We start from the raw sequence: 11406 nt of genomic DNA, 5'->3' as shown, positions 1-11406 counted from the left end.
CGCAGGAAAAATAATTCAAGGTAAGGCGCTCGATTGAGCAATAGCTGGCTATTGGGAGTGAGAGCAACACAGCCTTGAGCTATTTTAACTAGTACAAGTGAGCAATAACTTAATGGGATTGGTATTATACCAAGTTGATTAGTGCTACAAAACTAAAAGTGATGCAAGACAACTAAAATATCAGCAAAAAAAACGGCCCTATATAAGGACCGTTAGTATTTTCAATATCTGCAACAGTATTTAATTAAAGCTAACTTAACTCAATCCTGTGAATAACATAGAAGTTATATTCAGCAAAAATTGTATCTGCAGTTTACTGTACAACTGCCGTATCAGTTACTTTGATTAATTGTCCCATCGTCGCAAAGAATACCGCCACTTGCGATTGCATTTCTTGTGTTGCTCTAGCACTTAACGCAGCGTCTGGTGAAGCCGCAGTAGGACGAGGATCAAGTATTGAACTATGATGACCATTAACAAACCTCACCACACCTGAGCCATTAGTGTCTTCACTAACACCTTGCAAGCCTAATAAAGTAATAGCAGGTTCAGTGCCACCCATAGGGGTAAACGGTGCTCTGTTTGTTACAGTTTGGTCTGATAGATTATCATCGCCATTACCGACGACTTCAATTAAATGCGTAGGTGTTTCAGTCGCTGCTAGTGTTTGCACATAAGCAATAGGGTCGCCAGAATCTGTCACCGTTTGCGCTGCAAAGGTAAATTGCGCAAAGCCACCATCTAAAGTTGCTTTTTGCTCAATGGTTAAAGTGTCATAAAAGGCAAAATAAAAGGCACTTAATTCGTCTTGGCTATAATCGGCCGGTAAAGTTGCCTCAACCGCGGCTTTAAAGTCAGGCGATAACTGTAAAGTTAAGTTAGATTTGGCTAAGCCTTCAAATGCTGGCGAATCCAAGCCAAAGTTAGCTAACATTAAACCCGGCATTGCTAAAGATGTACTGGCAATTTTAAATAAACCGTCAACTTGTGGATTTAACTCAGTGTTTGCTAAACCAACGGCATTAATGCCGTAAATACCACCTAAAGAGTGACCTAACAGGTGTACTTTGCTGCTATCAATTTTTATTGGATTGTTATCACTGTCAACACCGCCTAAAAAGTTCATACCTAAACGCAAACCTAATAAATCAGCGGTACTTTGGCGTGTGTTATCACGCATGCTTAACATGCTACCCAAATTTACATAATGTAAGGTTGATACAGTACTGGCATTAATATCATCAACATCATCACCATCTAGATCAAAACCTCGACTACCATGTAATGGCTGATCAATCGCAACCGTTGCTATACCAAATACAGATAATATACCGGTAATGGGTAACATTTGCTCTTTTGTTGAGGTAATACCATGCACTAAAATCGCTACTGGCCAACCATTCTCAGGTTTTTCTAAGGCCGGTAAGTTCATACTTTCACGCACTGCATTAGCAAAATCTAAATCGGGCGTGGTCATTTGAACATCAATGGGTAACATCGCGCTTGTGGCTGGAATGGGATTAAACTTAGTTAAATTGCGTTCAGTATCAATAGTAGCTATCGCTGGATTTGAGCTTGAGCTTAAATCACGTAGGCCAAAATTCATACAAAAACCATCATTGGCATCTAATGCCCCAGCAGGAATTGCGGCTGGATTTGCTGCAGCTAACCCGGCCAGTGTCGCACCTGAGTCACAACGTGCACGCCACCAGTCATTAACCGGTGCCAATGGATTTTCTGCAGAGGGTACGCCTGAGTAATAAGGTAGTGTAATTGAACCACGAATATAATTTGCTGCCGAATATAACGGTACTAATTCAGCGGGAATTCTACCCGCTAATACGTCCGCAACTGAAATACCCGTATCGGCGACGCCAATGGCTGGAGTACCTTGCTGAGCATTAGCTACCATTTGCGGTACACTAGCTGCCATTAAAGATTTAACCGTACTTAATACTCGCGTAGTTGATTGTGTCGTCATCGCCGCACTATAAATAATAGTATCGCTATTAACACCTGCAGCCACTACAGCCGCTTCATAACTATTAATCGCGGCTTGCAAGCCTAGTTGCGACTCGTTACCCAAAGGTAAAGTTTTGATGTCTTGGCGTGCTAATTCATAAGTACTAGAGCCAGCAACCGCTTTACCATTGTTATCACGAAGGTTATTCGTCATCACCATGACATAAGTTGTTTCTGCTTTAAGGGGCTGAGTTGGGACAAACAAAACATTGTCGCCAGACTTTTGCGTGACAAAGTCTTGCATGTAGACAAGCTCACCAACAACTTTACAGGCCAAACCACGTGTTACAGCGGTGCAGTCACTGTCATTGACGTCGCCGCCCATCACAGTTTCAAAAACTCTTACCGATCCAGGTTCAGATGCACTACTGGCATCTAAAGAAGTACCCGCTGGAAATTCAATAGCGAGGGGGAAAGGTTGAGAGATTGACCAACCGTCAAGCGCACTAATAGCAACAAAAGGGTCTGAACCATCGGTTGGATCGGCAACAGGGATCTCTAAAGTTCCATCAACTGTGCCAGAAAAAATCAAATCATTTGGTATAGAAAGTCCAGCAGCGCCGGCCGCTGGATCAAATTTAACGCGTGCTGTGGCTGTTACGACCGTGCCGTTTTCAACTACTTCACTTTCAACATCTGTTATAGTTTCGTCTTGACAAGCACTTAAACCTAATGTGCTGGCTATTGCTAGACTGAGTACTAACTTTTTCATTTTATCTCCCCACTGACTAATCTTTATTTTATATACTTAGCTATTAGCTAAATATATCTTTATTATTTTTCATTATTATCATTGATTTTTATACTTATCCTAGTATTAAATTCAACTTGTTCGACCAGTCAAACTTACCTCAAGAATAGGTCAAGTGCTAGTGATTTTTTAATTTATTCACAGTTTTATTCCATAAATATAGATTACTAACGAAAACACTCGTCAGCATAGCAGTGAAAGTAGTAACATTGTTATCAAATTTTTTCAAAAATTAATCTTATGTTTGACTACGCAATAACACCACAAATTTTAGCCAACAAAACTATTTTAGTTACCGGTGCCGGTGCAAGTATTGGCCGCCAAGCCGCATTAACTTATGCTGAACTAGGCGCTACGGTCATTTTACTAGGAAGAACCGTTGCAAAACTAGAAGCCGTTTATGATGAAATACTTGCAAAGGGCTATCCTGAGCCCGCTATTGTACCGCTAGATTTAAAAGGGGCAACAAAACAAAATTATATTGATTTAGCCGCCACTATTGTTAATCAATTTGGTCAATTAGATGGGGCATTACTTAATGCTTCAATACTAGGTGAGTTAACGCCCTTTAACCAAATTAATCAACAAATTTGGCAAGACGTTATGCAAGTTAACGTCGATGCTCAGTTTTTATTAGCACAAGCATTAATACCGGTATTACTCAAAGCTGACAATGCATCGTTAGTATTTACCTCGTCAGGTGTTGGTAATAAAGGTAAAGCTTATTGGGGCGCTTATAGCGTGTCTAAGTTTGCCACAGAAGGACTAATGCAGGTCATTGCCGATGAATATGAAAAAACTTCGCTTAGAACCAATGTAGTGAACCCCGGCGCAACGAATACCGATATGCGTTCAGTGGCCTACCCGGCAGAAAACAAAGCTGAAATTGCTTTACCAAAAGATATCATGCCACTTTACGTCTATATCATGGCAGACGATAGTAAAGCGGTTAACGGCCAAAGAATAAACGCACAATAACGCTTTTACCCTGCGATGTAACAAGTTAAGAGTGTGGTATTGTCAAATAGAAAAGTAGTTGTCTTACTGACGTGGCACTGGCTTCTTACAAAGAGGTAACTCACAATCACTGAGATAGCTAAGAACAACCTGAACATTGCCACTCTTTTACAACAATATACCCACGACAGACAATTTATTATGAACAATAAAAAAGGCCAACAATTGTTGGCCTTTTTATGATGTAACTTTAAGGCCGATTAATGACAAGCCATAGCGCTATATAAATTAGCGTAATTCACGTCGTAATATTTTACCAACGTTGGTTTTTGGTAACTCATCACGAAACTCAACAAATTTAGGTACTTTGTAATTAGTTAAGTTTTCACGACAGTGCTTAATTAATGATTTCTCAGTCAAATTAAGGTCTTTACGTACAACAAATAGTTTTACTGCTTCACCAGAAGCTTCATTAGGAACACCAATAGCAGCAGCTTCTAAAACACCTTCATGACTCATGACTATCTCTTCAATTTCATTGGGATAGACATTAAAGCCAGAAACAATAATCATATCTTTTTTACGGTCAACGATTTTTAAAAAGCCATTTTCATCCATACAAGCGACATCACCAGTGGCTAACCAACCTGCTTTTAAAATTTCATCAGTTGCTTCTTGACGATTGTAATAACCTTTCATTACTTGCGGGCCTTTAACCCACATTTCTCCAGCTTCACCCATCTTGGCGTCGCTGCCATCTTCTAACACAATACGAATATCGGTAGAAGGTGCAGGTAAACCAATACTGCCACTGTAATGTGTTTGATTATAGGGACAAATCGTCACTAAAGGTGAACACTCTGTCAGACCGTAACCTTCAAGTAAGCGTGTTTTAGTCACACTTTCCCACTTTTCGGCAACCGGACGTTGTACCGCCATGCCACCACCTAGTGATAGTTTTAAGTTAGAAAAATTTAGCTCACTAAAGCCTGGCGTGTTCAATAAACCATTAAATAAGGTGTTTACACCGGTAATCGCTGTAAAGTCATACTTTGCTAATTCTTTAACAAAACCTGGCATATCACGCGGATTGGTGATCAACAAGTTTGTACCTCCCAACGTAATAAATGTCAGGCAATTCGCTGTCAAAGCAAAAATATGATAAAGCGGTAAAGCGGTAACAACGAGCTCTTTACCCTCTTCAAGTTGCGGTTTAATCGCCGCTTTAGCTTGCTCTAAATTCGCGACCATATTGCGATGCGTTAACATTGCGCCTTTTGAAACCCCGGTTGTACCACCGGTATATTGCAAAAAGGCTAAATCATCACCGCACAGCGTCACCGGGCTAAAACTTAATTTTTCTCCCTTGGCTAAAGCTTTATTAAAATGCTCAACATTCTTAAGATTAAAAGCCGGGACCATTTTTTTAACGTACTTAACAACACCATTAACAATGGCACCTTTAACGGTACCTAAACGATCACCAAGCGAGGTTAAAATAACTTTTTCAACCGGTGTTTTATCAATAACTTTTTCCAAAATACTGGCAAAGTTTTGAATAATCAAAATCGCTTTGGTGTTGGAATCTTTTAATTGATGTTCTAATTCACGTGCTGTGTATAGCGGGTTAACATTCACCACCGTTAAACCTGCTAACAGGGCGCCAAATAGTGCAATAGGATATTGCAAGCAATTGGGTACCATAATGGCAAATTTATCACCTTTGACTAAACCTAAGTCTTGCTGTAAATAAGCTGCAAATGTTGTAGCTTGCTCAGCAAGTTCACGATAACTAATCTGCGCCCCCATATTAATAAAGGCAGCTCTATCGGCATAAACCTCGGTATATTTATGGAACATATCGACAATTGAAGCGTATTTATCAGGATCAATTTCAAATGGAACGCCAGGAGGGTAACTCTTCTCAAGCCAAATTTTTTCCACGGTACCTTTCCTCTTTAAATTTTTATTTTTAATTTAATGACACGTTTTATCAAATTTTCACTGGTCGATCCAGTTAATTTAAACACTTGTTTAAATTAACTGGATAATGAGTAAATTTAATCGCGTTAAATTGGTTAAAATTCACCCTAAAAATCTAGACTAAGTGAATTAATCTTGCTGATGAATAAAGCTATTTATAAGCTTAGCAGCATACTCAGCTTGTTCCATATGTACATGGTGGCCACCAGTCAACTTATGCACCTGTAGCGTTTTAAGCAATGGGCCAAAGCATTTTAAACCTTTAGCCACCATTTCCATACCTTTACTACCATAAAGCAATTGCACTGGTGTACTTATATCAGCAACAAGTTGCTCTGCTTGCGCTAGGGTAAATCGATAAGGAGAGGTTGAACGTAAACGACTATCAGCACGCCAAATAAAGCCAGCCTTGGTTTGCTTGATACCGCGTTTAACAATAATAGTGGCGTTATCGGTGCTTAAATCTGACACTAACACCCGGGCCGCAACAGCAGAGTTGAGACTAGTATGATATTTTTTAGCCTTATTATCTCGCGTTACACGACTTAACAGGCCTTTGCGTAGTTGCTTGGTTGTGGTTGTTACGTCTGAGGTTAAAACACCGATGGAGTCAATCAGTGTTAATGATTTTACATGCTCAGGAAAAGCTGCTGCGAACGCAGACGCTACCATCCCTCCCATGGAGTGGCCAATAATATCAATAGCTTGCCATTGCTGTGAGCGAAATAAACTGAGCAAGTCATAGACCCAATCTAAAAAGTGATAATGAGCATCAACGCCACGGTGTTCAGATAAACCATGTCCAGGCCAATCAATAGCGATAACATGATAGTTTGACAAATACGGCATCAACGGTTGAAAACTGGCGGCATTGTCAAGCCAGCCATGCAAACACAATAGCAATCGCCCCTGCTCATCACCATGACTTATGCCACTTATTTTTCGACCGTTGACATCAAATTCCACTGTTTTAAATACATCAGAAGTTGCCATGAAAATCCTTTATAAGTCTAAAGAGAGTACATTTACGTTAAATACTCACAATAATCTGCTGATAGCTAGCGTGTGCTACGCAACGATATTTTACTGAGTCGATAGGTTGCCAATAATGCCGCCATAAACCAGATAGCAATCCAGATTATTTCAGGAATATAAGTCATATTGGCTAAAGCAGCACCGTCGCCTTTGGCTTGACCATCCAGCAAGTAGAGTGGACTCATTAAGCTATTAATTAAGACCAATAAACCAGTTAATTGTAATAACATTTGTAGATACTTTTGTGATGAATATTTTAGTTGCGCTATAACTAACATAAGTAAAAAGATAACAATAGATAAAGTTAATAGATCTCGTACCCACAATAAAATACTACTCGCTAACAAGCCTATTAGTAGTATAGAAAAAATCCGCGCTATTTTTCGATGACTCGAAGCCAAATAAAAGATTAAACATCCCCACAATATTGCGCCGCCATAACCCATTAAGCTGATAAAAAATGCTGAGCCACCCCGTGTGGTACAAAGCCCCGCACCATTAGGAAACAACTGAATTTGTACAATACTGCCGCCGGTTAACAGTGCGGTTAAGCCATGACTAATTTCATGAAAGTAGCTTTCTAACCATTTAAACGGAATAGAAATAAAAGGCAATTGTAAAATAATGATGGCGGCGATGAACATCAGCCAAAATTGAAATTTATGGCTAAAGGTCATGATGCTTTTTCAGCAGAGGAACGATGGTTTTTCTCCAATAAATCAGGCAAATAAATCAACACCAAAAATTTGTTGAATGCTATCGCGTTGAGCAATAGTGTCAATAGACTGATAAGCAGCTACCGCTAATTTATTTTGACTAGGCGGTGCATCGTAACGACTATTGGTGCCATTTTGCTGGTTGTCTTGCGTACTGTTTGATTGTGCGTTGTTACGACTGTCATACCACTGTAATTGCTCACGTTCGATAAGTGCAATAGCTTGTTCATCGATATCGAGGCGTTGGCGGGTATCAATGTCGGGCTGTGACTTTTGGCTTTGACTTTCTTCATTACTAAGCGCTTCACGTGCAAGTGCTTTAGTACGCTGCTCTTGAGCGGGTACGGAGGAATTCTTCCCTAACGCGGCAGTCGCTTGGGGTGTTAAATTGATAGAGTTATTGACTTGCATAAAAGTAATTTAACAAATTTTTCATTAAGGTCAAAACCTTTTTTCATCAAAAAATCACCTAGGCAATAACTAAACTACATTAATAAGCAGTAAATTATAGCTATTGCAGCGGCGAGTATGAAAAAATGTTCATCAAAGATTAATCAATAAAAAAGAGTCATAACCAAAAACAAGGTGATGTCTGCTTTATCGCCCAGGCAATTTCTTCCATGACACGGTATCTCGAACGTATTTAGGTTGGGCGTGTTCAGCATCAACACTATGCCCTGTAAAACCTACTTGTCCAATGGCTAACATAGCTAAAGCAGTTGGAAACAAAATTTCAGGTGAATCCACATTGGACTTTAATGCTGCCAATTCAGGATAAGCGTCCCATCCTGTTCCCACGCCATAAGCCGGTAATACGAGGTCTTTATAATACTGGGCTACAAATTCAGGTTTTAACACCGTTTCTTCGGTTTTTGGCTGCATAATACCGAGTTCATCAACTTCAAAGTAGCAGGTATACACTTCTGACATACGGGCATCAATCGCGGCAATAACTTTATTGGCGCCTTTATCTAAGTATGCTTGCTGAGCCATGGCTTGTAAGGTAGATACACCGCGCGCCGGCAATTGTGTGGAAAAAGCTAAACCTTGTGTTACGCCTATGCCAATACGCACACCAGTAAAACTTCCCGGTCCTTGACCAAAAATAATACCATCAAGCTCAGTTAACTTAACATTAGCCTGCTTTAATACGCTGTCAATCATAGGTAATAAACGCAAACTATGAGACTGAGGACACAATTCATACTCACTAAATTGTTTATCGTTGTACTTAATTGCTACTGAACAAGCTTCAGTAGAGGCATCAATGGCCAAAAAATTCACGTCAAAAACCTTTTAAAATTACTGTTAATGTTAATCTGGCGAGTTTAACATTATTTTACCTTAAGCCCAGAAAACTTTAACGCCAGCGAACTCTGCCTCTGAAAGCATCAATCGGGTGAACTCAAATAGTGTGAACTGCGCTTTAGAGCAAATTTGATACCAATTTCATTCATTAGGTTCTCTACTTTATACACAGGAAAAAAGATCAAATATAAGGCATTTACTTTAATAACGTGTTGTTTAGGACAATAGGCGCCTGCATTGTCTAATAAGCGGCATCCATGCAGCGATAATGATTAAATAAATAGCGTAGTGGTTAGTTGTTTTAACCAGGTGACATGATCAGATGATTAGTGAGATTGGTATCATCTTCGCAAACGTTACTCACGTTCAACAAGTTGTGCTAAAAATTTTGCCGCTTGGTTAATATCCCTACTGCGCTTCATGTCAGGTAAACTCTTCAGAAAAACTTCTCCATATGGGCGATTAACTAATCGGTCATCACAGATAACCAGTATGCCGTTATCATTAACATCGCGAATCAAACGCCCTACCCCTTGCTTTAAGGCAATAACCGCTTGGGGCAATTGAATTTGAGCAAACGGGTCTTTACCTTGTCGTTTTACATCTTCACTGCGTGCCTGCAACAAAGGATCATTGGGTGAAGCAAACGGTAGTTTGTCGATTATAACGCAGGTGAGTTTGTCGCCCCTAACGTCAATACCCTCCCAAAAACTTGCCGTAGCAAGTAACACCGCACTGTCTTGCTCAACAAATTGCTCTAATAGCTTACGTTTGCCCATTTGTCCTTGCACCAGCAGTGGGTTATCAATACGCTCAGCCAATAACTCGGCAACTTGGTGCATAACACGGTAACTGGTAAATAGCATAAAACAAGCACCGGCACTAGCGGCAATTAAGGGTATTGCAAGCTCACTTAAGGCTTTAGCTCGGTTCATGTCATTAGCTGCGGGTAAATAACGCGGAATAATTAATTGGGATTGTTTCGCATAATCAAACGGGCTATCAAGTAACAAACTGGCCGAATGTTCTATACCTAAATGGCCAGAAAAATGTTTAAATTCGCCATCAACAGCCAGTGTTGCTGAAGTAAAAATCCAACCCGCACCTGACTCTTTTACGTAAGTACCAAACTTATCGGCCACTGACAACGGTGTTTTGTGTAGCACAACATGCCGCGGCGTAGTTTCATACCAAAAGCTCATGCCCATGGCATTTACATCGGCCATCACTTCATATTGCGTTAATAGATTTAACGCTCGGTCAAAGCAATGATCAATTGCCTCGTTACGCGAAACACAGAGTTTGATCACTTGATAAAGAAAGTCTAAATCTGTTTTTAATAAACTAAAGGCATGAGCAAATTTCTGTTGTTGATGTTTTTCTCGCCAATTGCCACGCTCGGGATCGTAACTAAAAAGTAGACGAAATTCTTGACTGGTTTTTAACAGTTTTTCTGCCGCCTTGGCCAGTTGTTTTACATCGGTTAATTCTGTTCTATAAACCTGTAAAACATCGCTACAAAGATCAAGTAACTGCCGAGTAGAGAACGCCTCGCCAAAATATTCACTGGCAATATCGGCAATTTGATGGGCTTCGTCAAAAATCATCACATCAGCTTTAGGAATTAACTCACCAAAGCCACTGTCTTTTAACACCATATCAGCAAAAAACAAATGATGATTTACCACCACTAAATCGGCATCAATGGCTTTTGTACGCGCTTTAATTAAATAACAACTTTCAATATTAGGGCAATCTTTGGCGAGACAGTTATCAACAGTACTGGTAACAAATGGAAATACCGGCGAGCCTTCAGTCACATTAACCAACTCACCAATATCACCACTTTGAGTGCCATTAGCCCAAGATCGAACTTTGACAAAGTCAGCCAATGTTTGCGCGTCAAGTTGGCCACGCGATTGTTGATATTGCTCCAAACGATATATACAAAGATAGTTGGCACGCCCTTTTAATAACGCCACTTGTGCATTACTGGTCAGCGCTTTGCGAATTAACGGTAAGTCTTTATGAAATAATTGTTCTTGGAGGTTTTTTGTCCCAGTTGAAACAATAATTTTTTTCTGCCCAGCATTGTTTTCAGCATTGGCTTTATTAGCCAATAACGCCGGAATTAAGTAGGCAAATGTTTTACCCGTACCTGTCCCCGCTTCGACAATGAGTGAGCTTTTTTGCTCGATAGCTTTAGCGACTTCCAGTGCCATATCTAGCTGAGCTTGGCGTGGAGAAAAGCCATTAATAGCTTTTGCTAAAGCACCTTGATGTGAAAACGCATGTTCAACAGCACTCATAAAGGCACGACATTAATAAATTTGCGCTTATTATAATCATCACAGACAAAAATAACAGAAAAAACAGCAGAAAAATATTGCTAAGCTTAGCTAATAAACCAGCTTATATAATGTTAATTAAAGAGCATTGAAGACAAAATAAAATACTGGATAAAATTAAGAGTAAGGTGGAGGGTAAAATGGAAAATAAGCACGGAGTAATACCAATTTGATTAATTAAGTGATCTACTTTTTCATGAGGAAAAATGGATAAATACAAGGCATAAAATTTAGTCAGTAGTTATTCACCTTATAAATTTTATAACGCTGTAGTTATTCATTTTAA

The 11406-nt window shown here is 39.7% G+C and carries 8 protein-coding genes; 1 reads left to right on the top strand and 7 read right to left on the bottom strand.

The annotated features are described in order from the left end of the window. Positions 1 to 313: 313 nt before the first annotated feature. Positions 314 to 2734, bottom strand: coding sequence for a VolA/Pla-1 family phospholipase (locus tag ESZ39_RS16230; protein ID WP_146880973.1), 2421 nt, complete (start codon positions 2732 to 2734; stop codon positions 314 to 316). A 279-nt stretch (positions 2735 to 3013) separates the two neighbouring features. Here ESZ39_RS16230 and ESZ39_RS16225 point away from each other — a divergent pair, with 279 nt between their 5' ends. Then, entirely contained in the window at positions 3014 to 3751 is a 738-nt protein-coding gene (locus ESZ39_RS16225) for a YciK family oxidoreductase (protein WP_146880972.1), read from the top strand. A 267-nt stretch (positions 3752 to 4018) separates the two neighbouring features. Here ESZ39_RS16225 and fadD read toward each other — a convergent pair whose 3' ends face one another. The 6 genes from fadD to ESZ39_RS16195 all read right to left on the bottom strand — a co-directional run bounded on the left by fadD (position 4019) and on the right by ESZ39_RS16195 (position 11081). Then, complete coding sequence (gene fadD, locus ESZ39_RS16220) at positions 4019 to 5674, bottom strand: long-chain-fatty-acid--CoA ligase FadD (RefSeq protein ID WP_146880971.1); 1656 nt, start codon at positions 5672 to 5674, stop codon at positions 4019 to 4021. 168 nt (positions 5675 to 5842) lie between these two features. Then, the gene (locus ESZ39_RS16215; protein WP_146880970.1) at positions 5843 to 6706 is read right to left on the bottom strand and encodes an alpha/beta fold hydrolase; all 864 of its coding nucleotides are present in this window, start codon (positions 6704 to 6706) and stop codon (positions 5843 to 5845) included. Between the two features lie 65 nt (positions 6707 to 6771). Beyond that, positions 6772 to 7425 carry a M50 family metallopeptidase gene (locus ESZ39_RS16210; protein WP_146880969.1) on the bottom strand — a complete coding sequence of 218 codons (654 nt, stop codon included), beginning with the start codon at positions 7423 to 7425 and terminating at the stop codon, positions 6772 to 6774. Positions 7426 to 7467: 42 nt separating this feature from the next. After that, complete coding sequence (locus tag ESZ39_RS16205) at positions 7468 to 7875, bottom strand: hypothetical protein (RefSeq protein ID WP_146880968.1); 408 nt, start codon at positions 7873 to 7875, stop codon at positions 7468 to 7470. A 186-nt stretch (positions 7876 to 8061) separates the two neighbouring features. Next, positions 8062 to 8748, bottom strand: coding sequence for a tRNA (adenosine(37)-N6)-threonylcarbamoyltransferase complex dimerization subunit type 1 TsaB (gene tsaB / locus ESZ39_RS16200; protein WP_146880967.1), 687 nt, complete (start codon positions 8746 to 8748; stop codon positions 8062 to 8064). A gap of 380 nt (positions 8749 to 9128) precedes the next feature. After that, positions 9129 to 11081 carry an ATP-dependent DNA helicase gene (locus ESZ39_RS16195; protein WP_146880966.1) on the bottom strand — a complete coding sequence of 651 codons (1953 nt, stop codon included), beginning with the start codon at positions 11079 to 11081 and terminating at the stop codon, positions 9129 to 9131. Positions 11082 to 11406 lie beyond the last annotated feature (325 nt).

It is taken from the genome of Colwellia sp. C1TZA3 (assembly GCF_007954265.1).
In the GTDB taxonomy this organism is placed as follows: Bacteria; Pseudomonadota; Gammaproteobacteria; order Enterobacterales; family Alteromonadaceae; genus Cognaticolwellia.
The sequence above is the reverse complement of the archived record's forward strand: the minus strand, read 5'-3'. Positions and strand labels throughout refer to the sequence as shown.

Excerpts from the sequence above, each read along its gene's own strand:
- ESZ39_RS16230 (WP_146880973.1), bottom strand. The coding sequence starts at position 2,734 with ATGAAAAAGTTAGTACTCAGTCTAGCAATAGCCAGCACATTAGGTTTA.
- ESZ39_RS16225 (WP_146880972.1), top strand. The coding sequence starts at position 3,014 with ATGTTTGACTACGCAATAACACCACAAATTTTAGCCAACAAAACTATT.
- ESZ39_RS16215 (WP_146880970.1), bottom strand. The coding sequence starts at position 6,706 with ATGGCAACTTCTGATGTATTTAAAACAGTGGAATTTGATGTCAACGGT.
- ESZ39_RS16210 (WP_146880969.1), bottom strand. The coding sequence starts at position 7,425 with ATGACCTTTAGCCATAAATTTCAATTTTGGCTGATGTTCATCGCCGCC.
- ESZ39_RS16205 (WP_146880968.1), bottom strand. The coding sequence starts at position 7,875 with ATGCAAGTCAATAACTCTATCAATTTAACACCCCAAGCGACTGCCGCG.
- ESZ39_RS16195 (WP_146880966.1), bottom strand. The coding sequence starts at position 11,081 with ATGAGTGCTGTTGAACATGCGTTTTCACATCAAGGTGCTTTAGCAAAA.